Source organism: Enterobacter sp. Ag1, from assembly GCA_000277545.1.
Classification (GTDB): domain Bacteria; phylum Pseudomonadota; class Gammaproteobacteria; order Enterobacterales; family Enterobacteriaceae; genus Cedecea.
In genome coordinates, this window is sequence record AKXM01000031.1 from 39,139 (window position 1) to 63,015 (window position 23,877).

Consider the following 23,877-nt stretch of genomic DNA (forward strand, 5'->3'; position numbering starts at 1 on the left):
GCCATTTATTAGGGAAAAAATATGGGAAAATTACGGCCTGTTGCGTTATGGCTGGCTTGCGGTCTGTTTTCACTCCAGGCCTGGGCCGACGACGCGCCTACTTCTATTACGACTCAGGGTCTGGCTCAACAACAAGAGCTGCCCTCACTCGATGGCTCCACTGCCCTCCCGCTGAATGCCCCTGCGCCCGGAACCTTAACGCTGAACGACGCGGTCAACCGCTCCGTCACCTGGCACCCCAGCATTCGCGAAGCTATTGGCAAACTCTCCAGCCAGTCTGAACAGATTAACGTCGCCAAATCGAAGTACTACCCGCAGATCAGCGCCGGCATGAACAACGGCTACACCAATACTTACACCAACAGCGGCTACAGCCCGTCGCTGGTGCTTTCTCTGTCCCAGATGCTCTATGACTTCGGCAAAGTCGCAAGCCAGGTCCGCGCGGAAACCGCAGGGGAAGCCCAGGCCCAGGCCAACGTGCTGGTGAGCATTGACACCGTCGGGCACGACACCGCCTCGGCGATGGTGCAGGTGCAGCTCTGGCAGCAAATGGTCGACATCGCCAAAGAACAGCTGGACGCGCTGACCGCCATTGGCCGCCTGACTCAGGAGCGGAACGACCAGGGCGCAACCTCGATGTCCGACGTGGTGCAAACCGACGCGCGTATCGAATCCGCCCGCTCGCAGCTGATCCAGTATGAATCCAACCTCGACAGCACCCAGGCGACGCTGATGAGTCAGCTTGGCTGGACCAGCCTCAACAAAGTCAGCCCTGATTTTCCGCAGAAGCTGAATAACAGCTGTAACGTGGCGAAGCCGGACGACCGCCTGGTGCCCGCTGTCCTTGCCGCCTGGGCGCAGGCCAACGTGGCGCAGGCTAACCTCGACTACGCCAACTCGCAGATGACGCCGACCATCTCGCTGGAGCCGTCCGTGCAGCACTACCTGAACAACAACTATTCCGGCAGCGAAGTACTGAACCGCACGCAATACTCGGCGTATATCCGCGTCGAAATGCCGATTTACCAGGGCGGTGGCCTGACGGCACGCCGCAACGCCGCCAGCCATGCGCTGGAAGCGGCGCAGTCCGGTATCGACCGGGTTCGGCTGGACGTGCGCCAGAAGCTGCTGGAATCCCGCAGCCAGGCCATTAGCCTCGCCACCGCGCTCCAGGTGCTGCAGCGCCAGGAACAACTGAGCGCCCGCACCCGCGAGCTGTACCAACAGCAGTATCTCGACCTGGGCTCCCGCCCGCTGCTGGACGTGCTCAACGCCGAGCAGGAAGTCTTCCAGGCGCGCTTCGCCCAACAACAAACGCTGAGCCAGCTCCATCAACTGCAGCTTAACTGCCTGTATAACACCGGCAAATTACGCACCGCATTTGGTCTGGAACACCGCAACATCCAGTCCCTGGAGATTCAGCCATGAGCCAGACAGCCTCTCCCAATGAGGAGTTTTTAAGCGAACAGGCCCTGACCCAATGGGCCCACGCCATCAGTCACGTCGCCGGGCACTACCGCGTGGTTTGCTCCCCCGGCACCATTCAGGCCAACGCCCCATGGTTCAAAGACAAAACTAAAGTCGCCGCGCTGACCCATCTTTCGCGCCAGGCCGGGCTGTCCTTCCATATGCTGGGCAACACCGAAAAAGCGATATCCCAATGGCGGCTGCCGGTGGTGGTGGACTTAGCCAACGGCCAGATCGCGGTGTTCGAGCAGTTTGACGGCGAAGACACCGTGGATATTTGCTACTTCGACGACGAACGCCACACCAACCGCCAGTCGCTCAGCAAGCTGCTGCCGGAGATCCGCTTTGTGGCCGCCCTGCGCCCGCTCTCGGCGCTGAAAGACAGCCGCGTCGACGCCTATATCTCACGCTTCAGCCCGGACTGGATGAAAGAGCTGATCATGCTGGACATTCGCCCTTACGGCCCGGTAATGCTGGCAGCTTTTTGGGTGAACGTGCTGTCGCTGGCCGGGATCCTGTTCTCGATGCAGGTATACGACCGGGTGATCCCGGCTCAGTCATACCCGACGCTCTACGTGCTGGCGACCGGGGTGCTGATCGCCGTGGTGTTCGGCTTCATTCTGAAAGTCACGCGCAGCAACATCATGGACGTGCTGGGCAAGCGGGCCGACATGCGCATTTCGGATCGCGTCTTTAGCCACGCCCTGCGGCTGCGCAACAGCGCCGTGCCCCGCTCCACCGGCAGCTTTATTTCTCAGCTGCGCGAGCTGGAGCAGATCCGCGAGATGATCACCTCCTCAACCATCTCGACGATCGTCGATCTGCCGTTCTTTATCTTGTTTGTTGGGGTGCTGGCGATCATTGCCCCGCAGCTGGCGTGGATCGCGCCGGTTGCCGCCATCGTGATGGTGCTGCCTGGCCTGCTGCTGCAGAAAAAGCTCGCCACGCTGGCCAACCAGGCCGCCCACGAATCCACCCTGCGCAACGCCGTGCTGGTGGAAAGCGTGCAGGGGCTGGAGGACATCAAGCTGATGCAGGCGGAAAACCGCTTCCTCCAGCAGTGGAACAGCTACATCCGCATTACCGCCGAATCCGGTCTGAAAACCCGCGAACTCACCCAGGGCTTAATCAGCTGGGGGATCACCATTCAGAGCCTGGTGTTTGTGGTAGTGGTGCTGTTCGGCGCGCCGCTGGTAATTGAAGGTGAAATGACCACCGGGGCCATGGTCGCCGCCTCGATGCTGGCCTCAAGGATGATTGCCCCGATGGCCAACCTGTGCGGCGTCCTCGCCCGCTGGCAGCAGGTCAAAGCCGCCAAACAGGGGCTGGACAGCATCATGCAGCTGCCGGTGGAAACCCAGCGCGATGAAAACCTGATCCATAAAGACATCCTCCACGGCCACTACCTGTTTGAAAGCGCGCAGTTCAAATACCACAGCGAAGATCCGCGCATTCCGCTGCGCATTGCCCGCCTTGAGATCCAGCGCGGCGAGCGCATTGCCGTGCTCGGGCGCAACGGCGCGGGGAAATCCACGCTGCTGCAGGCGCTTGCCGGCGGGGTCGATCTCGCCAGCGGCGAAGCCCGGCTCGACGATCTCGCGATGTCGCAAATCGACATGGCGGATCTGCGCCGCAACATCGGCTTCCTGAGCCAGAACGCGCGGCTGTTCTACGGCACGCTGCGGGAAAACCTCACCTTGGGTGCGCCGCACGCCAGCGACGAGGCTATCTTCGAGGCGCTGGACGTGAGCGGCGCGAGCAACTTCGTGAAGCACCTGCCCAAAGGCCTGGATCATCCGATCATGGAAGGCGGCAGCGGGCTTTCCGGCGGGCAGCGGCAGTCGATCCTGCTGGCGCGGATGCTGCTGCGCTCGCCCAACATCGTGCTGCTCGACGAGCCCACCGCCTCGCTGGACGACCATACCGAACGGGAATTTATTCAGCGGCTGAACCAGTGGCTCGGGCATCGCACGCTGGTCGTCGCCACCCACCGCGTGCCGGTGCTCGAACTGGTCGAGCGCGTGCTGGTGCTGAAAGACGGCCAGCTGGTAATGGATGCACCGAAGGCGCAGGCGCTCGGCGCCGCAAGACCGGCACAGGCTCAGGCCCCGGCCGCCGCCCAGACACCACCGCGGGAGTGGAACAATGAAAACCAGTCAGCATGACGTCACCATGGATGACCCGGACATCCAGCGCGAAAGCGAATTTTCCGGGGCGAGCCGCATTATCCTGCTCATCACGCTGCTGTTTGCTCTGTTCGGCGTCTGGGCGTGGTTCGGCACGCTGGACGAAGTCTCCACCGGCACCGGGAAAGTGGTGCCGAGTTCCCGCGAGCAGATTTTGCAGTCGCTGGACGGCGGGATAGTCACCGAGCTGCTGGTGCACGAGGGCGATAAAGTGCAAGCCGGACAAATCGTCGCCCGCCTCGACCCGACCCGCTCCGAGTCCAACGTCGGGGAAAGCACGGCTCGCTATCGCGCCTCTCTCGCCTCCAGCGCGCGGCTTTACGCGGAAGTAAATGACCAGCCGCTGAAGTTCCCGGACTCGCTCAAAGCGTTTCCGGATCTCCTCGCCTCCGAAACCCGGCTGTATAAAACCCGCCGGGCGCAGCTGAACGACTCCGAAGCCGAGCTGCGGGACGCGCTAACGTCGGTCAACAAGGAGCTGGATATCACCCAGCGACTGGTGAAAAGCGGCGCGGCGAGCCACGTGGAAGTGCTGCGCCTGCAGCGGCAGAAAAGCGACCTGGGCTTAAGGATCACCGACCTGCGCTCGCAGTATTACGTGCAGGCGCGCGAGGCGCTGTCGAAGGCCAATGCCGAAGTGGACATGCTGGACGCCATCATCAAAGGCCGTGAGGATTCGGTGAACCGCATGACCGTGCGTTCTCCGGTGCGCGGCATCGTGAAGAACATTCAGGTCACCACCATCGGCGGCGTTATTCCGCCAAACGGTGAGATGATGGAGATTGTGCCGGTGGACGATCACCTGCTGATTGAGGCGCGGCTCTCCCCTCGCGACATCGCCTTTATTCACCCCGGCCAGCGCGCGCTGGTGAAAATCACCGCCTACGATTACGCCATTTACGGCGGGCTGGAAGGCACGGTAGAAACCATCTCCCCGGACACCATTCAGGACAAAGTGAAGCCGGAAATCGTCTACTACCGGGTGTTTATCCGCACCAACCAGGACTACCTGGTGAACAAAGTGGGCCACCATTTCTCCATCTCACCGGGGATGGTGGCGACCGTGGATATTAAAACCGGGCAGAAAACTATTGTTGAGTACCTGATTAAGCCGTTCAACCGCGCCCGCGAGGCGCTACGCGAACGTTAATTAACCGCCTATCCCGCTGGTGCTGAAGGAATTTTGTACGAATGGCACTCTGCGGGATTTCTCTGCAGACGGCTGGTCACGCACGTAATAAATCTGTTATACTCGCCGGTACACATTGGGGCTGATTCTGGATTCGACGGGATTTGCGAAACCCAAGGTGCATGCCGAGGGGCGGTTGGCCTCGTAAAAAGCCGCAAAAAAATAGTCGCAAACGACGAAAACTACGCTTTAGCAGCTTAATAACCTGCTCTGAGCCCTCTCTCCCTAGCTTCCGCTCTTAAGACGGGGATCAAAGAGAGGTCAAACCCAAAAGAGATCGTGTGGATGCCTTGCCTGGGGTTGAAGCATTAAAACTAATCAGGATAGTCTGGTAATGGCGTGTCTGTCCGCAGTTGCCCGGCGAATGTAAAGACTGACTAAGCATGTAGTACCGAGGATGTAGAAATTTCGGACGCGGGTTCAACTCCCGCCAGCTCCACCAAAATCCTTTGTTGACGGTTACCAGAGCCCGATACAAAGTCCTGAAAGCCCGCATGGCGAAAGTTATGTGGGCTTTTTTGTGTGTCTAGTACCCTGACTCCAACATCTCATAGTTTTTTATTAAAAACCCCTGACGATTCTTTAGCACGGACAATTCATTAACTTTCAAATTGGCTACTGCCTCTATCTTGTGTTTTATTTCAATGACATACCCATAGCGGAGTGCTGTGCTCAGCTGAATCCGCAAAGATATATTATCGAACGCTTCGCTCTATAAACCTTACTTTAAGCATATTATGTCCAATTGATCTAATAAGGCTTTACAATATTAACAACTTATTCTACGCACTTGCTGGGTAAGAAGTGTGACTTAAAATAGAATAAGTCACCTTCAAGAACCTTGTATAAGGTAAAAGCAAAACACCTACAAAAATAAGAGGTTATTTTTATTAATTTAATCAGCTACCTGCCTACATCAACAGGTTTATCAACCCATAAACATTACAATTAATTACAATATGATTTGTATTTTGTAATAATTTTCACGTCCAACCTGGAGTTATCGACTACTATAAAACCACAGCCTCAGGATTTAACCCTGAATACTGTAATTTAATTTTTAAAAAATTTCCTCTCACTAGTTCAGAGTATATATCCTTACCACCTCTGCATTGAGGTTGATAATGTCTTGCTTTTTCAATCCATTTGCCGTGCGTAAAAATACAACCTGCGCCGGAATGCAATATTAAATAAAGGAAAATAGACATGACCCACATGTATGATCAACCTGAAATTAAAAATCAGAATACAGAGACCAACTTCCCCCCGCCCTCTGTATACGTAAACAGTGCAGTTTCATGGGGTGCGATCTTTGCGGGAGCGGTCGCAGCGGCATCACTGGCATTGATTATGCTGATGCTGGGTGCCGGCTTAGGATTAACCTCTATTTCTCCTTGGGGAAATCATGGTGTTAGCGCTGAGACTGTGGGGATAGCGGCTATAGCGTGGTTAACGTTCACCCAAATAGTGGCTTCAGGAATGGGTGGTTACTTAGCGGGGCGACTTCGGACTAAACGTGTAGATGTTCATACAAATGAAATTTACTTTCGCGATACAGCACATGGATTTCTAACATGGGCAGTCGCCTCACTGATCTCCGCGATGCTTCTAACAACTACCATCGGTTCAATTCTGGGGGGAAGTGCCAAAGTTGTAGGTTCCATTGCCGGTGGTGCTGCAACAGCAGCTTCTGTAGCAGGCGCATCCGGAATGGACCGTAGTTCGTCTGCACTTTCAGGTTCACCAATGGAATATTTTATTCATTCGATGTTCAGGACAGGCAATGCAACATCAACGGATGGCAATCAACCAGCCCCTCAACAAGATATTTCAGCAGGTCAACTGGGGGAAGTGACGGGTATCTTTGCCAATAGTATTGGCAGTGGTTCATTACCCCAGGAAGACCTTCAGTATGTTTCAAAGTTGATTGCTCAGCATACGGGCATCAGTCAACAAGAAGCCGAACAGCGCGTGCAAGCCAGTTATGAAAAAGTCCAGATGAAATTAAAAGAAGCAAAAGTAAAAGCACAACAGGCCGCAGATACTGCACGAAAAACGACAAGTTACGTCATGCTGTGGACATTCATCTCATTGCTGATTGGTGCTTTCATCGCCAGTTTATCTGCGACCTTTGGTGGTCGCCAACGTGATTTGTAACTCACTATATTAAGGAGATTTCAATGCGCTCATTATTACTTCTTTTTCTAGGCGTTCCCATTCCAATAATTATTCTGATTGCTTTGTTTGTCCATTAACATTATGGACAAGATAGCGAAAAATATTATTGAGAGCACCTAAAAAATAGTCAAGCCTGAATTTTTCAATAGAAAATCAGGCCTGACGATTTCAACCACTCATTAAAAATCTCATTCCCTTTTACAATTGAGAAGCAATAACAATTGTTGACAGTCGATTATCACTAAGTTCAACGTGTCACAAAAAATATAAATCAGTTAAAAGAGAGAGGTCTTATGCTGTGGCTTGAAAAGGGTCTTTATGTACGAATCGTAGAATTAGAAAATGGTCCTCGTCCACTTCCATTAAGCAGCGGTTTCAACTGCGAATTGGCTTACAGGGTACTGGGCTGTTTCAATGCTTCTGAGAGCTCAGATGCATTTTACATTCTGGCCAATGATCGAGATGAGATCTGGTATATATGTAACAGACACTTACGCGTGTTAGGGCTCTTCCCTGATAAGAAAGACTTTCGCTTAGAAATAATCAACGGGCTACGCCATTGACGAACCAAATCAGAAGTTTGAACGTCTGTTAAAAGACGCTCAGAGCCTGACGGAACTGCAGTGAGAAACACATCAACATACTAATAATAAATTCACCGTCTTTTCTGCGAGTCGGATTTCATTTATCCCACCCATTTCTCAGCCAAATCTGGCCAGGCGGCAACCCGCCCTAACCGCTAATCACAACCAACTAGTGGGAGCAGTTCATAACTGATGAGCATAATAAGCCGAAGAAAAAAATCAACATAAATACAATTACTTATATTGTGCGCCACATTCGGGATTCGAAAAAATTCCAGCCTTCACCCGCCATTACGCTAAGTGGATTCTGGCTTGCAGAAGCAGGTCAAAGCGTTTATCGAGGATGTTGTCGCGCCGAAGCCGCGCGGAGTCTGACTGATGACGCAAACCCCGGTGTCAGCGCCGGGGTTTGTCGTCGGGTAAAGGCAAAAGCATAAAGCGGGTTTCCCGCGCGGAGAAAACCTCAGGCCCCATAGCGGTTCCCGGTGTGCGCCAGCTGCCGACGCCATACGCCCGGCGCGATGCCGTACTGGCGCTTAAAGCTGCGGTTGAAAGACTGCTGGGAGTCAAAGCCCAGGGAGATCGCCACGTTCAGGATCGGCTCTGCGGTGCGGCTCAGGCGCTCAGCGGATTTTTTCAGCTTCTGCGCGCGAATGTACTCGCCCAGGTTGTAGCCGGTGTGCTGCTTGAAGATCCGCTGCAGGTGCCACTTCGAGTACCCGGCCCGCGCTGAAACGGTATTGATGTCGAGGCGGCTGTCGAGGTGGGTATCAATCCAGCCGAGTAAATCATGCATGAAGGCATCGGTGCTCATTGTCTCTCTCCCCTGCGGGTTTGTTAAAAGCATCTTTATCAGTTGCATTTAAATCTGACCTGCTTTGACAATAATTGCAAGTTTTATTGTTACATTAAATCCTCGTTACAAATGGGCCTTTTTCGAATGGCACAAATAGCACAGAAAGTGCAACAATTATTCTTGCACTTAGTTCTACGCCTTCCTACAATCGCCGCGATACTGTATTCGTAATTGATACACATTTTGTGCCGATGAGCGACACAAATGGCCTCAGGTCAGCCCGGACAAAGGAAGTGGCGCGGCACCCTCCGCTGCGTCTTGCCCGGCCGACTTCAACTATCGGAATAAGAATAATGAGCCTGCAAAAACATTGGGTTAGCCTTCATCTGCGCGTGTTGGGGCCGGTACTGCTTGCCGCGCTGCTCGCCGGATGCGACCGGGGAGTCGCACAAAACGCCGTGCCGCAGGCACCAGCCGTGAGCGTCGCCGACGTGGTGGTGAAACCCGTTAGCCAGTGGGATAGTTTTAACGGCCGCATCGAAGCGGTGGAAAGCGTTCAACTCCGCCCCCGCGTCTCCGGCTATATCGACAAAGTGAACTACACCGACGGCCAGGAAGTGAAGAAAGGTGAAGTCCTGTTCACCATCGACGACAGAACCTACCGCGCCGCGCTGGAACAGGCGCAGGCGGCGTTGATGAGAGCCAAAACCCAGGCCAGCCTCGCCCGCAGCGAAGCCAGCCGCACCGACAAGCTGATCGGCACCAACGTCATTTCCCGCGAAGAGTGGGAACAGCGCCGCTCCGCCGCCATCCAGGCCGACGCCGATATTCGTGCGGCACAAGCGGCGGTTGACGCGGCTCAGCTTAACCTCGACTTCACCAAAGTCACCGCCCCGATTGACGGCCGCGCCAGCCGCGCGCTGATCACCAGCGGCAACCTGGTCACGGCGGGCGACAGCGCCAGCGTGCTCACCACCGTGGTGTCTCAGAAGACGGTTTACGCCTACTTCGACGTGGACGAATCCACCTATCTGCACTACCAGAACCTCGCCCGCAGCGGCCAGGGCGCGTCCAGCGACCATAAGGCACTGCCGGTTGAAATTGGCCTTTCCGGCGAAGAAGGTTACCCGCATCAGGGCACCGTGGACTTCCTCGACAACCAGCTCACCGCCAGCACCGGCACCATCCGCATGCGCGCCCTGCTGGATAACGCCCAGCGTCAGTTCACGCCGGGGCTGTTCGCCCGCGTTCGCCTGCCGGGCAGTGCAGAGTTCCAGGCGCTGCTGATCAACGACAAAGCGGTGCTGACTGACCAGGACAGAAAATACGTCTACATCGTGGATAAAGACGGCAAGGCCCAGCGCCGCGACATCACGCCGGGCCGCCTGGCCGCCGGGCTGCGCATCGTGCAGCAGGGGCTGAACCCTGGCGATAAAGTCATCGTCGACGGGCTACAGAAAGTGTTTATGCCGGGCATGCCGGTGAACGCGAAACCTGTCGCCATGGCCGCTACCAGCGCTGCCGTTAACTGATCCCTTACCAGAGAATCCGACGCATGGACTTTTCCCGCTTTTTTATCGACAGGCCGATTTTTGCCGCGGTGCTGTCGATTCTGATTTTTATTACGGGGCTTATCGCGATCCCGCTGCTGCCGATCAGTGAATACCCGGACGTAGTGCCGCCAAGCGTGCAGGTCCGGGCGGAATACCCTGGCGCCAACCCGAAAGTGATCGCTGAAACCGTGGCGACGCCGCTGGAAGAAGCGATTAACGGCGTCGAAAACATGATGTACATGAAATCCGTTGCTGGCTCTGACGGCGTGCTGGTGACAACCGTGACCTTCCGTCCGGGTACCGATCCGGATCAGGCGCAGGTTCAGGTGCAGAACCGTGTTTCCCAGGCCGAAGCTCGCCTGCCGGAAGACGTTCGCCGCCTCGGCATCACCACCCAGAAACAATCGCCGACGCTGACCCTGGTGGTGCATCTGTTCTCGCCGAACGGCAAGTACGACTCGCTGTACATGCGTAACTACGCCACGTTGAAAGTGAAGGACGAACTCGCGCGCCTGCCGGGCGTCGGGCAGATCCAGATTTTCGGCTCCGGCGAATACGCCATGCGTGTGTGGTTGGATCCGAACAAAGTGGCGGCGCGTGGCCTGACGGCCTCTGACGTGGTCACGGCCATGCAGGAGCAGAACGTGCAGGTCTCTGCCGGTCAGCTCGGGGCTGAGCCGCTGCCAAAAGCGAGCGACTTCCTGATCTCCATTAACGCCCAGGGCCGCCTGCACAGCGAAGAAGAGTTCGGCAACATCATCCTGAAAACCGCCACGGACGGGTCGCTGGTTCGCCTGCGTGACGTGGCGCGTATCGAGCTGGGTTCAGGCAGTTATGCCCTGCGCTCCCAGTTGAACAACAAAGATGCGGTCGGGATCGGTATCTTCCAGGCCCCCGGCGCCAACGCCATCGATCTGTCTAACGCCGTGCGCGCCAAGATGGCCGAGCTGTCCACTCGCTTCCCGGAAGACATGAAGTGGGCGGCACCTTATGACCCGACCGTGTTCGTGCGCGACTCCATTCGGGCGGTGGTGCAAACCCTGCTGGAAGCCGTGGTGCTGGTTGTGCTGGTGGTGATCCTGTTCCTGCAAACCTGGCGCGCGTCGATTATCCCGCTGATTGCCGTCCCGGTTTCAGTGGTGGGGACGTTCAGTATTCTTTATCTGCTTGGCTTCTCGTTGAACACGTTGAGTCTGTTCGGGCTGGTGCTCGCCATCGGTATCGTGGTGGATGACGCCATCGTGGTGGTGGAGAACGTCGAGCGTAACATCGAAGAAGGGCTTGCCCCGCTGCAGGCGGCGCATCAGGCCATGCGCGAGGTTTCCGGGCCGATTATCGCTATCGCCCTGGTGCTGTGCGCGGTGTTCGTGCCGATGGCGTTCCTCTCCGGCGTAACCGGGCAGTTCTACAAGCAGTTCGCGGTGACCATCGCCATTTCGACGGTGATCTCGGCGATTAACTCCCTGACGCTCTCCCCGGCGCTGGCGGCCCTGCTGCTGAAGCCGCACGGCGCGCCGAAGGACATGCCTACCCGGCTGATCGACCGCCTGTTCGGCTGGCTGTTCCGCCCGTTCAACCGCTTCTTCCACCGCAGTTCGGACGGCTACCAGGGCCTGGTGAGTAAAACCCTTGGCCGCCGTGGCGCGGTGTTTGCGGTGTACGTGCTGCTGCTGTGTGCTGCCGGAGTGATGTTCAAAACCGTGCCGGGCGGGTTTATTCCGACCCAGGATAAGCTCTACCTGATCGGCGGCGTGAAGATGCCGGAAGGCTCTTCGCTGGAGCGCACCGACGCGGTGATCCGCAAGATGAGCGAAATCGGGATGAACACAGAAGGCGTGGATTACGCGGTGGCATTCCCTGGCCTCAACGCGCTGCAGTTCACCAACACGCCGAATACCGGCACGGTGTTCTTCGGCCTGAAGCCGTTCGGTGAGCGCAAACATACCGCGGCGGAAATTAACGCCGAGATCAACGCCAAAATCTCGCAAATTCAGGAAGGCTTCGGCTTCTCAATTCTGCCGCCGCCAATTCTGGGCCTGGGCCAGGGTTCCGGCTACTCGCTGTATATCCAGGATCGGGCGGGCTTAGGCTACGGGGCGCTGCAAACCGCGGTGAACACCATGTCCGGCGCGATCATGCAAACGCCGGGGATGCACTTCCCGATCTCCACCTACCAGGCGAACGTGCCGCAGCTGGATGTGCAGGTAGACCGCGACAAAGCCAAAGCCCAGGGCGTGTCTCTGACCGATCTGTTCGGCACGCTGCAGACTTATTTGGGCTCGTCCTACGTGAACGACTTCAATGAGTTTGGTCGTACCTGGCGCGTGATGGCCCAGGCCGACGGGCAGTTCCGCGACAGCGTGGAAGACATCGGCAACCTGCGTACCCGCAACAGCCAGGGTGAAATGGTGCCGATCGGCAGCATGGTGAAAATCACCACCACCTACGGACCGGACCCGGTGATCCGCTACAACGGCTACCCGGCGGCGGATCTCATCGGCGATGCCGATCCACGTGTGCTTTCCTCCGCTCAGGCAATGAGCAAACTGGCCGCCATGTCCGGCCAGGTATTGCCGAACGGGATGAACATCGAATGGACGGATCTGAGCTACCAGCAGGCGACCCAGGGCAACACGGCGATGATCGTCTTCCCGGTGGCGGTGCTGCTGGCGTTCCTGGTGCTCGCCGCGCTGTACGAAAGCTGGACGCTGCCGCTGGCGGTGATCCTGATCGTGCCGATGACCATGCTGTCCGCGCTGTTTGGCGTCTGGCTGACCGGGGGCGATAACAACGTGTTCGTGCAGGTCGGGCTGGTGGTGCTGATGGGCCTGGCCTGTAAGAATGCCATCCTGATCGTCGAGTTCGCTCGCGAGCTGGAGATGCAGGGCAAAGGCATTATGGAGTCCGCGCTGGAAGCCTGCCGCCTGCGTCTGCGCCCTATCGTGATGACCTCGATTGCCTTTATCGCCGGGACTATCCCGCTGATTCTGGGCCATGGCGCGGGGGCAGAAGTGCGCGGCGTGACCGGGGTGACGGTGTTCTCGGGCATGTTAGGGGTGACGCTGTTTGGTCTGTTCCTGACGCCGGTGTTCTACGTCACGCTGCGTAAGCTCGTTACGCGCGGCAAAACCCAGGCAAAAACTGTCGAGGCGTGAATGCCCTAAATCAGGCGGTGTAAAAACTGCCTGATGAGCCCAATAAAAAACCGCCTTTCAAAGAGGCGGTTTTTTTATTTCTGCGGAAAGTGGCTGCGGCGCTTAATGGCCTTTTTTGTATAGCGCCTCTAGCTCAGGCACAGGCTGGCAGCCGCTGGTATCGCTCTTTTTCACTTTCTCCAGCGCGCTGGCCACGGTATGGCGAGCCAGCACCGCCAGCGACGCCTCTTCGGCTTCTTCCGCAATCGTTTTAAAGTACCAGCAGGCGTTGGCGCTCACCACGCAGCGGGCAGGCACGTCCGGGCGGGAAGCCCAAATCTTTTTGTCTTCAATCACCGACAGGTAAATATCTCGCAGGGTTATCTCTTCGGCCGGGCGGCCAAGATGAATGGAACCGTTGCGCCCCAGCGTCGAGACAATAATGCCGTCGCGCGTGAGGGGAACCATCAGTTTACGGATAAAGCTCGGGTTGGCTTCCAGGCCGTAGGCGAGGATTGCACTGGTCGAACGTTCACCCATTTGCTCCGCCATCGCTACGCTGAGAACCATCTGCAAAGCTGTCGGGAAGCGGTAATCTAACATTTCATTTTCCTGGGTCGCGGTGGATCTTGTTCTTTTTGGCACCGCTTAGGTGAATAAGCAATCAGCACAATATAACAAATGTCAGGTTTTTTTTGAAGCAATCTGAGCTTTCCCTGGGACCCAGCTCAAAATAATCGAAAGCTCATTTTCAATAAGTTACGGGAGTAAACTATTCAATAAATGAATTCTGGCAGGCCGGTAAATTAATACAAGTCTTTGCCATGCTGAATAATAAGTCATGCCGCTGAGGTTTAATAAAATGCCCCGGCCTGATTCGACCGGGGACCCGGGTTAGCGGCACTCCGCTTTCCAGTTTAACGCCTGCAATGCCGCCATATCTTTGTCGTTATCCGCCTTAATACGCTTCACCATGTCGTTTTCGGTTACTTTCGCGTCGGCGGGATACTGGCGGGCAAACTGCAGGTTGACGATGCCGCCGCAGGCCTCACGGGCGAGCCACACGTCAGACTCGTAGCCGCTTTGCTTTGCGTCCCCCGGCTTCGGCAGATAGATAATCCGAACCTCGGCCACGTCGCCATTTTTCGCTATATCGAAATGTGGCTTCGGCACCGTGCGGTTTAACTCCACCGCCGTCGCCTGCATCCAGCGGTCAAGCGGGGCATTGAGTTTGATCTGGTTAACCGTAATCAGCCGGGTCCACTGCCAGTTTTCGGCTTTTTCACCGTCGGTGGTGTATTCCCACACCGCCTGCTGCGGCGTTGAGCGAGTGAAGGATTGCCCGTAGGTTTTGCCGGCAAAAGCGATGCTTTGCGGGGCGGTCAGGTCTTTAATTTGCGATGTTTTTGCCGACTGCGGGCCAGCACAGGCGGCCAGCAGAAAAACAGATGCCAGGGTAACGATATGATAAGTTTTCAAAACGAGATTCCTTTTAGTCTTTATTAAAATATTCCAGAGGCAGGTACCCGGAAAATACTCGATCATTCTCCGATCTCAGACCATAGAAGGAAGTGCACTAGATTTCAATTCAGTAAGTCTGAAACTGGCGGGGGATCAAATAGATCGTTTATTCATCTTCAAATAATTTTTCAATCGACCTGGTTGGATAAAAAAGCGAATTAGCGTTTTTCCCCACCAGCGCAATAAAGCCTAATTTTTGATAAAAGTGCTTCGCATTGTCGTTAATGGCATCGACAAAAATCCCATGAACGCCCACCGCCTGTGACGCTAAATAAACCACTCTCATCGCGTGAGCCACAAGCGTTGAACCCCATTCCTTGCCCTGCAGATCTTTATGAATAGCCAGTCGCCCCAGCGTCACGCTGGGCACATTGGCATAAGGAATTTTTCGTTTCTGGCTATTCGACGGAAGCGCCTCTTTTTCAAAACAGCTGCCGGATAAGGTGTAGTAGCCCAGGACTTTGGGGTTGGCGTCTTTGGTCACGAGAAGATAGCCACGTAAAAAGCGGCCATTGTGCTGGCGAATAAAGTGTTCGGCGAGAAAAGCATTCAGAGACGTTTCTCCGCAGTCAAAGCCGTGAAAATCATAGGCGGTGTCTGCTGAAAACAATTCAATAGTCAGGTCGGCCACGGCTTACTCCATGTCTTTCAGACGCCTTGCTGCACATTTTAGCCTGTCATCCGGTTCAGGCGGGTTACTAATGGCATCCATCACTCGGTTCCACGATGCTTCATTTAGCACCAGGCGGCGATGCTGTTCGATCACTTCCGCAGCGCGAGCCGACGCACAGGCAATCATAAACTGGGTGATCGTCTGATTGGACATGGCTGCCGCCTCTTCGATCATGCTTTTGTCGTCGTCACTCAATCTGAGGTCGATACGCTGTTTTTTTAAAGCTGACATCCTGTATTTACTCCCCGACCTGCCGCAGGTGTCAGCAGGAGGATGAAATCAATGAACACCTTAAGGTGTACGGAAAAAAACCGTACATAAACAATACGCCTGTCGGGATAAATTTTCAACAGCGTCCGAGGCTTAAGGTGTCATAAATTCTGGCCAGATCCCTGGCCCGAAAAAACCCGCCATCACCGCCCCACCTTCCCGCAACGGGCCTATACTTATCGGCGACACTTTTCCGCACATTCTGTTCTGCATGCACCGATTTATGCGAGATAACGCTATGGAATTAAAGGATTATTACGCCATCATGGGCGTGAAACCGACGGACGAACTCAAAACCATCAAAACCGCCTACCGCCGCCTGGCGCGCAAATATCACCCCGACGTCAGCAAAGAGCCCGACGCAGAAGCCCGCTTTAAAGAAGTGGCGGAAGCCTGGGAAGTGCTGAGCGACGAGCAGCGCCGCGCCGAGTACGACCAGATGTGGCAGCACCGCAACGACCCGCAGTTTAATCAGCAGTTCCACCAGGGCGGCGAGCAAAGCTACAACGCCCAGGACTTCGAAGATATCTTCTCGTCTATGTTTGGCCAGCAGGCCAGGCATTCTCGCCAGCCGCACGCCGCGCGCGGCCACGATTTAGAAATCGAAGTTGCCGTATTCCTCGAAGAGACGCTGGCCGAACACAGCCGCACCATCAGCTACAAGCTGCCGGTCTATAACGTGTTTGGTATCGTCGAGCAGGAAATCCCGAAAACGCTGAATGTAAAAATCCCGGCAGGCGTCGGAGACGGGCAGCGCATCCGGCTCAAAGGCCAGGGCACACCGGGTGAAAACGGTGGGCCAAACGGTGACCTGTGGCTGGTGATTCATATCGCGCCGCATCCGCTGTTCGACATCGTCGGCCACAACCTTGAAGTCGTGCTCCCGCTGGCCCCGTGGGAAGCCGCGCTGGGGGCAAAAGTCGAGGTTCCTACGCTCAAAGACAGCATTCTGATGACCATTCCTGCCGGCAGCCAGGCCGGGCAGAAGCTGCGTATCAAGGGCAAAGGGCTGGTCAGCAAACAGCACACCGGCGACCTGTTCGCGGTGATCAAAATCGTGATGCCGCCTAAGCCGGATGAAAACGCTGCGGCGCTTTGGCAACAGTTGGCAGACGCCCAGTCGGCGTTCAATCCGCGCAAAGATTGGGGGAAAAAATAATGGCTAACGTCACCGTCACTTTTACCATCACCGAGTTCTGTCTGCACACCGGCATTCAGGAGGAGGAACTCAATGAGATCGTCGGTCTTGGCGTCGTCGAGCCTTACGATTTTGAGGTCAGGCCGTGGCAGTTTGACGACCACGCGATCAACATAGCGCAGCGGGCATTGCGGCTACGACGAGAATTAGAACTCGACTGGCCGGGCATCGCCGTGGCGCTCACCCTGCTGGAGGAGAACGAACGCCTACGCCAGGAGAATCGCCTGCTCCGGCAGCGTATAGGGCGTTTTATTCGCCACCCATAAGCCTATCTTCTGGTGGATTATTCAGCAGAATATATCCACCAGCCGTGAACATCCTGAATCATTTAGGAATATTACCTAAGGCAACATCCGCTTCGCTGTGCCAGGCTTACTCACGGTCATAAGGACTGATAACGTTTGTTGAGGATATTATGAAAAAAACGATCATCGCTTTATCTGCAATTCTGCTGGTTGCCCCTGTTTTTGCCGCGACCACCACACATGCAACCGATGAGACCGTCGCTGCAGCACACGAAGGCGCGAACACCGCCAAAGAGAAACTGCACGAGGCAGAGAACAAAGGCGAAGAGCTGAAGCTTAAGTCGAAACACGCCGCCGAAGGGAAGAGCGACAGCACGGGCAGCAAGATAAGTGAAGGCTCCCAGAAGGCGTGGCATAAAACCAAAGAAGGCACCGAGAAAGGTTGGGACGCAACCAAAGAAGGTGCTGAAAAAGGCTGGAATAAGACCAAAGAAGGCGCTGCTGACCTGAAGAAAAAGGTCACTGAATAATTAGCTTTCTTTAAACAATAAGCCGCGAAAGCGGCTTTTTTATTGCCTCAATCTGTCCGTTTTTCAGCAAAATATCGTCCCGGCGTTTTCCCCAGCGCTTTTTTAAACACGCCAGAAAAAGCCCCAGGGCTGCTGTAGCCTAAATCCAGCGCAATGCGCGTGATCGCCTCCCCTTCACCTAACCGACCTATCGCCGCCAGCAGGCAGGCCTGTTGCCGCCATGCTACAAAGCTGATGCCGGTCTGCTGCCTGAACTGGCGGGTAAAGGTTCGGCGGCTCATGCCCACGCGCGCAGCCATATCATCGACTGACGTTTCCAGCGAAGGTGCCAGTAAGAACGCCCGACAGGCCGCCTGCAGACGAGGTTCGTCGGGCAGCGGGGCATTGAGAGAAAGCGCGGGCATCGAGGCAATTTCATAGAGCAGAAAATCAAGCAGGCTCCGGTCTCGCCCTTCAGGTTGGGAAGCCTCAGCCAGAGCCACGGCCTGCGCAAGCAGCTCACGTAGCAGTATTGACACGCCAAAAACCTGGCTCGTCTGCGGCAGACTAAGCCTGTGCGCTGCGGCATCACTGATATAGCCGTTAAGCATGATGACCGGCCCGCGCATTTGCATGGCGTGAACCAGGCCGCCCGGCACCCAAATGGCGCACTGCGGCGGCACTGCCCAGTTTCCATCTGGCGTCTCCACGGAGATGACGCCGCTTGCGGCGTAGGCAAACTGCCCGCGATCGTGGCTGTGCACCGGGAAGCAATCCCCATCGGCGAAGTGCTTTTCCGTGACGATGATTGCCTGAGGCGAATCCTGATAAACTGCTGTGATGTTATTTTGCATGGCCCAATTTTAACAAAAATTGACCCGTTAATAAAAGCAGGCCAATTCGGGAAGCGCTACAGTCCCGGCGACACTTTTCACCGGACACAGACATGCAGCGCAAACACCTTTTTCTCGCCCTGGCCGTCACCGCCGCCTGGGGAATTAACTTTCCTCTTACCCGGCTCGGGCTGGCCCAGATCGATCCCCTTCTATTAACCGCCCTGCGGTTTACGTTTGCCGCCCTGCCGTGGGTTTTCTTTATCCAACGCCCGGCAGTAGCCTTGCATTGGGTAGCGGCCTATGGCCTGATTTTTGGCGTGGCGATGTGGGCGCTGATCAATCTGGGCATCGCGTTTGGCGTGCCGCCCGGCAGCGCCGCCTTGCTTATCCAGCTCAGCGCCTTTTTTACCCTGGGCTGGGGTGTTCTGCTGTTTGGCGAACGCCTTACGCGCCCGCAGCGCTGCGGTATTGTTCTGGCGACGGCGGGGCTGCTTGGCGTGGTGCTGGATAGCGCCGGCAGCGCAACGCTAACCGGGTTGATACTGATTGTGATCAGCGCGCTGGCCTGGAGCGCCGGGAACATCATCATCAAACTTTCCGGCGTGAAAGAGATCTTTGCTTTTGTGGTGTGGGCCAGCCTGTTTCCCCCTGTGCCGCTGGTGCTGCTGACCTGGGCCTGGCACGGTTCCGCGCCCTTCACTTCGCTGGCGCAGAATATCGATAAACAGGCCGTGTTTTCGCTGCTGTTCCAGGTTTATGCCGCCACGCACTTCTGCTACTGGGGCTGGAATACCCTGCTTCACACATACCCGGCTTCCCGCGTGGCACCGCTTTCTCTGCTGATCCCGGTCTTCGCTATGCTCAGCTCGGCGCTGATTCTTGGCCAGGTTCCCGATCTCACCAGCGCGCTTTCGCTGGCGGCGATCCTGCTGGCCTTGGCCATCGGCATGAAAAAGGAGCGCCCGCTCAGCCGCTAGTTATGCAGCGTCACGCTGTCGTCCACGCTCTGGCGCCACATGCGAACCTGAGCAGAAGGCGCGTCCGGATCGGCATAGCCGAAGGAGATCCCGAACAGCAGGCGATACTCGTCCGGCACGCCAAGAATTTTACGCGTCGCATCGGCATGGAAGCCGAGCAGCGTTTGCGGAATTCCGGCAAAACCGCGCGCTGCCAAAGACAGAAGGAAGCTCTGCCCGTACATACCGATGTCGGACGCCACGCGCACGTTGTCGCCAAACGACGGCATAAACAGGAACGCTACATGTGGTGCACCGAAGAAGTTGAAGTTACGCAGATACGCTTCGCGGCGCTTCTCTTTATCGTCACGGGCGATGCCAAGCGCATCGTAATAAACCTTCGCCTGGCGCTGGCTACGCTCGTAATAATCTCCGTGAAAATCGTCATAGCTGAAGCTGAAATCTGGCGTGACGTTACCCGCCGTATCGTTCTCAATCATCATCTTTTGCAGCGCATCTTTGGTTGTGCCGGAGGCAATATGGACGTTCCACGGCTGCGTGTTGCAGTTGGACGGCGAATGCTGGGCATCCTGCAAAACATCCCGAATTTGTGCCTCAGTCAGCGGCGTAGGCAGAAACGCTCTGGATGAAAAACGCTGACGTACGGCTTCGTCAAAAGCCAAAACTGTATTGCTCATACCATCCTCTCTGTGCTTGCCCGGCGAAACCGGACATCGTTACTTGCCGGGGAGGATAACGCTGCCGGACGTAGCGAAAAACCGTATAATCCATTAAGGACTTTTGCGGAAATTGCACAAATGAAAGATCTGAGCCAGATAAATGCGCGCTCAATGCGCCTCTTCCTTGCCGTTATCAGCGAAGGCAGCTTTTCAGAAGTGGCCCGCCAGGAGAACCTTTCCCCCTCTTCCGTTTCCCGTACCGTAATTCAGCTTGAGCAATCGCTGGAGACACAGCTGCTTTACCGCAACACGCGAGCCGTGGTTGCCACCGAGGCGGGGAATATTTACGCCGCAGCGTTCAGGCAAATGCTGAGCCAGCTTGAGCAGGCGCAAAACCAAATTGGCGAGCGCCGCCAGCAGCCCGGCGGCGTGCTTCGCTTCAACGCGCCGGTGTCTTTCGGCCTGCGTCACATCGCCCCGTGGATTGCTGAATTCAGCGAACGTTATCCGGCGCTGCGGCTGGAGCTAAACCTGACCGATAACTACATCGACCCGCTGGCGGACGGCACCGATCTGCTGCTGCGTATCTCGCCGATGCAGGACAGCTCGCTGCACGGGCGTTTTATTACCCGCCAGCGCGCTTATCTGGTCGCCAGCCCGGCCTATCTCGCACGCTACGGCACGCCGCAAAAGCCCGAAGAGTTGCACAGCCATAAACTGCTGGCTTACCGCGGCCTGATGGGGCTACAGCGCTGGTATTTCACGCAGGGCGAAGAAAAAGTACAGCTCACGCCGGAGCCTAAAATCATCTCCGGCAACGCTGAAATGCTGGTGAAAGCGGCAGAAGATGGCGCGGGGATCGTGCTGTTCCCGGACTGGCAAATCAGCGATGCGCTGCGGGCCAGGCTGCTTATCCCGATGATGACGGATTACACCGCGTCCTACAGCGCCACCGACCATTCACTCTATATGCTCTACCCCGGCGGGCGTTTTCCTTCGCTCAACACCCGCACCGCGATAGACTTTTTTATGGCGAAGTTTGGCTCTCCGCCCTACTGGCAGGACGCTTAACTCGTTTATCGCCAATCCATTGCATAAACTCTCCGACGTGATTAGCCCACAGATCCGGGCGCGTCATGGTGAAATGCCCCGGCGATGTTGGCGTGCCTGCCTGCACCACGTAGCGGCCCTGTTTTAGCTTCGGCACTTCGGTTTCCAGCACTCGCAGGCCGTCCGGATTGAACTCGTCATCCGAAAAGTTCAGCGCATACAGTTTGGTGGTGATTTTGTTCAGGTCAGGCTGCGGGTTATAGCTGAAGGAGGATTTGAGCGAATAAATCACATCGTTGGTGTCGATATGGTTGGCGGTGAAACGGTTGTTCGCCAGGAACTTGTCCGCCGCGGCCTCGTCCGGGATCGTTCTTTGCAGATCCGACGCGCTGTCGATCATCATTCGCAGGATGTTGTAGCCCTGAAGCCAGCTCTCGGGTGCCTGAGTATAATTGCCGTTGTGCCAGGCCGGATCGGCTCGTACCGAGTCCACGATCATTCTGCGCCACAGCAGATTACGCCCGGAAACTTTGATCGGCAGCGACACCACCGGCATGACGCCGTCCATCATGTTCGGATATGCCACCGCCCACTGCCAGGCATTCATGCCCCCCATCGACATCCCTATCACGGCATGCAGATGTTTAATGCCCAACGTTTCGGTCACCAGCTTGTGCTGCAAATCAACCATATCGCCGTAATCGTAGTTGGGGAATTTTGCCTTTAAGCCGTCACTCGGCTTGCTCGACTGGCCGTGACCAATGCTGTCGGCAAAAATCAGGTAGTAGCGACTCGAGTCCAGCGGGCGGCCTGGTCCGTAAAGGGATTTAGTCCAGACCGGACTCAGCAGTGCCCGGCTGTCCGCCCCCGTCCAGTGCAGCACGAGGATCGCATTATCAATCTCTCCCTGCGCATTTCGGTGTGCCTTCCCGAGCGTGGCGTAGTGTAACTTCACCTGAGCCAGCGTTTCACCATCCCGAAACTTGTAGTCATTGAATACGGCATTGGCCTGATGTGCCGCCTGGTTGAGCTGAGTATCCCAGGGCGCCGCGGGGGCTGCTGCGGGGGCGGCAAATACGGGGCTGGAGAGCCCGGTACCGGCCAGCAAAAGGCTTAACAACAGACTGATTTTCGTAAGGGTACACGTAGATTTCATCAAGATTCACCTGGGTAAATGAGCGACGGTTCTCTGGCATCGGGCTGTTTAAAACTTGCCCTTTCACCATTAACTCTTATAATAAGAGTAACAATAAAAAGATCAACTGCAGCGTAACCATTGGCCGGAGGCAGAGATCCGGCTATAGACTGTTACCGGGTCCACGTTGATGAAAAATAAGGAACGCTATGCGCTCGAAAGGTTTTGAAGGTATGACCTGCTCCATCGCCTGCGTGATGGGAGCCTTAGGCGACCGCTGGGGAATGCTAATTATGCGGGACCTGTTTTTAGGCCTCCGCCGCTACGACGATTTTCGCCGCTCCAGCGGCATCACCAATGCTACGCTGTCCGACAGGCTAAAAGTGCTTGAAGAGCAAGGGTTAATTACCCGGCAGCGCTACCAGACGAGACCGGAACGCTACGAATATTTGCTCACCGAAAAAGGGCGGGATATCGGGCTGGTGCTGCTGAGCATGATGCAGATAGGCAGTAAGTGGAATATCCCGGGCCTTGTGGGGCCGTCGCTTTTTATGGTGGACGGCAGCAGCGGCCATAAAGTGAAAGTTGCCCTCGTGGATACCGAAACCGGGCAGCAAGTTTCGCCGCAGGACGTCATGGTGGAGTTGGGGCCAGGCGCCGACGACCTCACCCGCTGGCGTTCGGCGGGTCGAATCAGAAACCCCGAACCCAGCGAAAGCTAAGTCGGATAATATCAACGTAAACTCAGCGAGAAAAGTAATGAAAATACTGGTGGTTGGGGCAGGTGCAATCGGGGGTTATTACGGCGCAAGGCTGATTCAGGCCGGCGCTGACGTGACTTTTCTCGTTCGGCCAAAACGGGCTGAGCTGCTGGCAAAGCAAGGGCTACGGCTGGAAAGCAGTTTGGGCGATTTTAACGCCCCGGTTAACGCAGTCACCCGGGAGAGCCTCCGGCCGGACTACGATCTGATTTTGCTCAGTTGCAAAACGTACGATCTGCAGGCGGCTATCGAGGACATTACGCCCGCAGTTGGCCCTTCTACCGCCATTTTGCCTTTCCTCAATGGCCTCTCGGTTTACGACGAGCTTGACGCTCGCTTTGGCCGCGACCGGGTGCTCGGCGGCGCGGCTTATATTGCCACCACGCTTAACGCCAACGGCGAGATCAAACAAATGGGTGCGGCGGATCAAGTTGTTGTCGGCGCGAGATCGCCCGCAACGCTTGATGTAGCAAAAGCGGTTTACGCGCTTTTAGCCTCTTCCGCAGGCGCACGCGCCCTGTCAGATAACATTATGCAGGCGCTCTGGAACAAATGGGTGATGCTGGCTTCCGGCGCGTTAATGAACTGCCTGATGCGTGGCACGGTGGGAGATATCATGGCGACACGGGACGGAGAGGCGCTGATGAAACAGGCGATTTCGGAGAGCCTGAGCGTCGCCGCAGCGGAAGGCTATGCGCTGCCGCAGACGGAAATCACCAGCATCGAAAACGCCTGCTGGATCCACAATCCGCCTGGGCCGCCTCGATGAGGCGCGACATTGCCAGCAACGCGCCACGCCTGGAAGGTGATGCCATCGTCGGCGATATGATTACCCGCGCCACTCGACACGGCCTGAACGTCCCCCTTTATCGGGCTGCGTACTGCCATCTCCAGGTTTACGCCCACCAGCACACGCCAGGCGCGGCGGCCCAGCAGCCGTTCAAATAACGAGGTCA

23 protein-coding genes and 1 other RNA gene are annotated in these 23,877 nt (G+C 56.2%); 16 read left to right on the forward strand and 8 right to left on the reverse strand.

Going from position 1 to position 23,877, the window contains the following annotated elements:
- Positions 1-21 precede the first annotated feature (21 nt).
- From A936_RS12160 to A936_RS23760, 6 genes are all read left to right on the forward strand, one after another.
- Positions 22-1,428, forward strand: coding sequence for a TolC family outer membrane protein (locus A936_RS12160; RefSeq protein WP_008458187.1), 1,407 nt, complete (start codon positions 22-24; stop codon positions 1,426-1,428).
- Positions 1,425-3,632 carry a type I secretion system permease/ATPase gene (locus A936_RS12165; protein WP_008458188.1) on the forward strand — a complete coding sequence of 736 codons (2,208 nt, stop codon included), beginning with the start codon at positions 1,425-1,427 and terminating at the stop codon, positions 3,630-3,632. The genes A936_RS12160 and A936_RS12165 overlap by 4 nt, the downstream gene beginning before the upstream one ends.
- 7 nt (positions 3,633-3,639) lie before the next feature.
- Positions 3,640-4,803: an HlyD family type I secretion periplasmic adaptor subunit gene (locus A936_RS12170; RefSeq protein WP_085938905.1), complete on the forward strand. Its 1,164-nt coding sequence runs from the start codon at positions 3,640-3,642 to the stop codon at positions 4,801-4,803.
- 117 nt (positions 4,804-4,920) lie between these two features.
- Positions 4,921-5,284: a transfer-messenger RNA gene (ssrA, locus tag A936_RS22840) on the forward strand.
- A 764-nt stretch (positions 5,285-6,048) separates the two neighbouring features.
- The gene (locus A936_RS12175) at positions 6,049-6,999 is read left to right on the forward strand and encodes a hypothetical protein (protein ID WP_008458191.1); all 951 of its coding nucleotides are present in this window, start codon (positions 6,049-6,051) and stop codon (positions 6,997-6,999) included.
- A gap of 314 nt (positions 7,000-7,313) precedes the next feature.
- The gene (locus tag A936_RS23760; protein ID WP_071530498.1) at positions 7,314-7,583 is read left to right on the forward strand and encodes a hypothetical protein; all 270 of its coding nucleotides are present in this window, start codon (positions 7,314-7,316) and stop codon (positions 7,581-7,583) included.
- 484 nt (positions 7,584-8,067) lie between these two features.
- Here the strand turns inward: A936_RS23760 and A936_RS12180 are convergent, their stop codons facing one another.
- Complete coding sequence (locus A936_RS12180; RefSeq protein ID WP_008458192.1) at positions 8,068-8,418, reverse strand: helix-turn-helix domain-containing protein; 351 nt, start codon at positions 8,416-8,418, stop codon at positions 8,068-8,070.
- Between the two features lie 335 nt (positions 8,419-8,753).
- Between A936_RS12180 and oqxA the strand changes: the two genes are divergently transcribed.
- Positions 8,754-9,932 carry a multidrug efflux RND transporter periplasmic adaptor subunit OqxA gene (gene oqxA, locus A936_RS12185; RefSeq protein WP_008458193.1) on the forward strand — a complete coding sequence of 393 codons (1,179 nt, stop codon included), beginning with the start codon at positions 8,754-8,756 and terminating at the stop codon, positions 9,930-9,932.
- A 23-nt stretch (positions 9,933-9,955) separates the two neighbouring features.
- Positions 9,956-13,108 carry a multidrug efflux RND transporter permease subunit OqxB gene (gene oqxB, locus A936_RS12190; protein WP_008458194.1) on the forward strand — a complete coding sequence of 1,051 codons (3,153 nt, stop codon included), beginning with the start codon at positions 9,956-9,958 and terminating at the stop codon, positions 13,106-13,108.
- A gap of 102 nt (positions 13,109-13,210) precedes the next feature.
- Here the strand turns inward: oqxB and oqxR are convergent, their stop codons facing one another.
- From oqxR to A936_RS12210, 4 genes are all read right to left on the reverse strand, one after another.
- The gene (gene oqxR, locus A936_RS12195; RefSeq protein ID WP_008458195.1) at positions 13,211-13,690 is read right to left on the reverse strand and encodes an efflux pump transcriptional repressor OqxR; all 480 of its coding nucleotides are present in this window, start codon (positions 13,688-13,690) and stop codon (positions 13,211-13,213) included.
- 291 nt (positions 13,691-13,981) lie between these two features.
- Positions 13,982-14,566 (reverse strand): HI_0983 family protein, encoded by a 585-nt coding sequence (locus A936_RS12200; protein ID WP_008458196.1) that lies wholly within the window; start codon positions 14,564-14,566, stop codon positions 13,982-13,984.
- A gap of 148 nt (positions 14,567-14,714) precedes the next feature.
- Positions 14,715-15,239: a GNAT family N-acetyltransferase gene (locus tag A936_RS12205; protein WP_008458197.1), complete on the reverse strand. Its 525-nt coding sequence runs from the start codon at positions 15,237-15,239 to the stop codon at positions 14,715-14,717.
- 3 nt (positions 15,240-15,242) lie between these two features.
- A complete protein-coding gene (locus A936_RS12210) occupies positions 15,243-15,512 on the reverse strand; it encodes a type II toxin-antitoxin system TacA family antitoxin (RefSeq protein ID WP_008458198.1) in 270 nt (89 codons plus the stop codon).
- 277 nt (positions 15,513-15,789) lie between these two features.
- Here A936_RS12210 and cbpA point away from each other — a divergent pair, with 277 nt between their 5' ends.
- The 3 genes from cbpA to A936_RS12225 all read left to right on the forward strand — a co-directional run bounded on the left by cbpA (position 15,790) and on the right by A936_RS12225 (position 17,524).
- The gene (cbpA, locus tag A936_RS12215; RefSeq protein WP_008458200.1) at positions 15,790-16,710 is read left to right on the forward strand and encodes a curved DNA-binding protein; all 921 of its coding nucleotides are present in this window, start codon (positions 15,790-15,792) and stop codon (positions 16,708-16,710) included.
- Positions 16,710-17,015, forward strand: coding sequence for a chaperone modulator CbpM (cbpM, locus tag A936_RS12220; RefSeq protein ID WP_008458201.1), 306 nt, complete (start codon positions 16,710-16,712; stop codon positions 17,013-17,015). Before cbpA ends, cbpM begins: the two co-directional genes overlap by 1 nt.
- 149 nt (positions 17,016-17,164) lie before the next feature.
- Positions 17,165-17,524, forward strand: a complete 360-nt coding sequence (locus tag A936_RS12225) for a KPN_00521 family repetitive protein (protein ID WP_008458202.1) — start codon at positions 17,165-17,167, stop codon at positions 17,522-17,524.
- A gap of 47 nt (positions 17,525-17,571) precedes the next feature.
- On the opposite strand, the gene A936_RS12230 is transcribed toward A936_RS12225, so the two are convergent.
- Positions 17,572-18,357 (reverse strand): AraC family transcriptional regulator, encoded by a 786-nt coding sequence (locus tag A936_RS12230; protein WP_008458203.1) that lies wholly within the window; start codon positions 18,355-18,357, stop codon positions 17,572-17,574.
- Between the two features lie 92 nt (positions 18,358-18,449).
- Between A936_RS12230 and A936_RS12235 the strand changes: the two genes are divergently transcribed.
- Positions 18,450-19,316 carry an amino acid metabolite efflux pump gene (locus tag A936_RS12235; RefSeq protein ID WP_008458204.1) on the forward strand — a complete coding sequence of 289 codons (867 nt, stop codon included), beginning with the start codon at positions 18,450-18,452 and terminating at the stop codon, positions 19,314-19,316.
- On the opposite strand, the gene A936_RS12240 is transcribed toward A936_RS12235, so the two are convergent.
- A complete protein-coding gene (locus tag A936_RS12240) occupies positions 19,313-19,993 on the reverse strand; it encodes a nitroreductase (RefSeq protein WP_008458205.1) in 681 nt (226 codons plus the stop codon). The two genes, A936_RS12235 and A936_RS12240, sit on opposite strands and share 4 nt — an antisense overlap.
- A gap of 120 nt (positions 19,994-20,113) precedes the next feature.
- Here A936_RS12240 and A936_RS12245 point away from each other — a divergent pair, with 120 nt between their 5' ends.
- Positions 20,114-21,046, forward strand: a complete 933-nt coding sequence (locus A936_RS12245) for a LysR family transcriptional regulator (RefSeq protein ID WP_008458206.1) — start codon at positions 20,114-20,116, stop codon at positions 21,044-21,046.
- On the opposite strand, the gene A936_RS12250 is transcribed toward A936_RS12245, so the two are convergent.
- Positions 21,003-22,181, reverse strand: coding sequence for an alpha/beta fold hydrolase (locus A936_RS12250; RefSeq protein WP_008458208.1), 1,179 nt, complete (start codon positions 22,179-22,181; stop codon positions 21,003-21,005). The genes A936_RS12245 and A936_RS12250 overlap by 44 nt on opposite strands.
- 188 nt (positions 22,182-22,369) lie before the next feature.
- Between A936_RS12250 and A936_RS12255 the strand changes: the two genes are divergently transcribed.
- Genes A936_RS12255 through A936_RS23915 form a run of 3 tightly spaced genes read left to right on the forward strand, consistent with a single transcriptional unit; the run spans position 22,370 to position 23,869 of the window.
- Positions 22,370-22,882: a winged helix-turn-helix transcriptional regulator gene (locus tag A936_RS12255; RefSeq protein WP_008458210.1), complete on the forward strand. Its 513-nt coding sequence runs from the start codon at positions 22,370-22,372 to the stop codon at positions 22,880-22,882.
- 37 nt (positions 22,883-22,919) lie between these two features.
- Positions 22,920-23,690: a 2-dehydropantoate 2-reductase gene (locus tag A936_RS12260; RefSeq protein ID WP_202801384.1), complete on the forward strand. Its 771-nt coding sequence runs from the start codon at positions 22,920-22,922 to the stop codon at positions 23,688-23,690.
- Positions 23,687-23,869, forward strand: coding sequence for a ketopantoate reductase C-terminal domain-containing protein (locus tag A936_RS23915; RefSeq protein WP_202801385.1), 183 nt, complete (start codon positions 23,687-23,689; stop codon positions 23,867-23,869). The genes A936_RS12260 and A936_RS23915 overlap by 4 nt, the downstream gene beginning before the upstream one ends.
- The last annotated feature ends 8 nt before the right edge of the window (positions 23,870-23,877 follow it).

Excerpts from the sequence above, each read along its gene's own strand:
- A936_RS12160 (WP_008458187.1), top strand. The coding sequence starts at position 22 with ATGGGAAAATTACGGCCTGTTGCGTTATGGCTGGCTTGCGGTCTGTTT.
- A936_RS12165 (WP_008458188.1), top strand. The coding sequence starts at position 1,425 with ATGAGCCAGACAGCCTCTCCCAATGAGGAGTTTTTAAGCGAACAGGCC.
- A936_RS12170 (WP_085938905.1), top strand. The coding sequence starts at position 3,640 with ATGGATGACCCGGACATCCAGCGCGAAAGCGAATTTTCCGGGGCGAGC.
- A936_RS12175 (WP_008458191.1), top strand. The coding sequence starts at position 6,049 with ATGACCCACATGTATGATCAACCTGAAATTAAAAATCAGAATACAGAG.
- A936_RS23760 (WP_071530498.1), top strand. The coding sequence starts at position 7,314 with ATGCTGTGGCTTGAAAAGGGTCTTTATGTACGAATCGTAGAATTAGAA.
- A936_RS12180 (WP_008458192.1), bottom strand. The coding sequence starts at position 8,418 with ATGAGCACCGATGCCTTCATGCATGATTTACTCGGCTGGATTGATACC.
- oqxA (WP_008458193.1), top strand. The coding sequence starts at position 8,754 with ATGAGCCTGCAAAAACATTGGGTTAGCCTTCATCTGCGCGTGTTGGGG.
- oqxB (WP_008458194.1), top strand. The coding sequence starts at position 9,956 with ATGGACTTTTCCCGCTTTTTTATCGACAGGCCGATTTTTGCCGCGGTG.
- oqxR (WP_008458195.1), bottom strand. The coding sequence starts at position 13,690 with ATGTTAGATTACCGCTTCCCGACAGCTTTGCAGATGGTTCTCAGCGTA.
- A936_RS12210 (WP_008458198.1), bottom strand. The coding sequence starts at position 15,512 with ATGTCAGCTTTAAAAAAACAGCGTATCGACCTCAGATTGAGTGACGAC.
- cbpA (WP_008458200.1), top strand. The coding sequence starts at position 15,790 with ATGGAATTAAAGGATTATTACGCCATCATGGGCGTGAAACCGACGGAC.
- cbpM (WP_008458201.1), top strand. The coding sequence starts at position 16,710 with ATGGCTAACGTCACCGTCACTTTTACCATCACCGAGTTCTGTCTGCAC.
- A936_RS12225 (WP_008458202.1), top strand. The coding sequence starts at position 17,165 with ATGAAAAAAACGATCATCGCTTTATCTGCAATTCTGCTGGTTGCCCCT.
- A936_RS12230 (WP_008458203.1), bottom strand. The coding sequence starts at position 18,357 with ATGCAAAATAACATCACAGCAGTTTATCAGGATTCGCCTCAGGCAATC.
- A936_RS12235 (WP_008458204.1), top strand. The coding sequence starts at position 18,450 with ATGCAGCGCAAACACCTTTTTCTCGCCCTGGCCGTCACCGCCGCCTGG.
- A936_RS12240 (WP_008458205.1), bottom strand. The coding sequence starts at position 19,993 with ATGAGCAATACAGTTTTGGCTTTTGACGAAGCCGTACGTCAGCGTTTT.
- A936_RS12245 (WP_008458206.1), top strand. The coding sequence starts at position 20,114 with ATGAAAGATCTGAGCCAGATAAATGCGCGCTCAATGCGCCTCTTCCTT.
- A936_RS12250 (WP_008458208.1), bottom strand. The coding sequence starts at position 22,181 with ATGAAATCTACGTGTACCCTTACGAAAATCAGTCTGTTGTTAAGCCTT.
- A936_RS12255 (WP_008458210.1), top strand. The coding sequence starts at position 22,370 with ATGCGCTCGAAAGGTTTTGAAGGTATGACCTGCTCCATCGCCTGCGTG.
- A936_RS12260 (WP_202801384.1), top strand. The coding sequence starts at position 22,920 with ATGAAAATACTGGTGGTTGGGGCAGGTGCAATCGGGGGTTATTACGGC.
- A936_RS23915 (WP_202801385.1), top strand. The coding sequence starts at position 23,687 with ATGAGGCGCGACATTGCCAGCAACGCGCCACGCCTGGAAGGTGATGCC.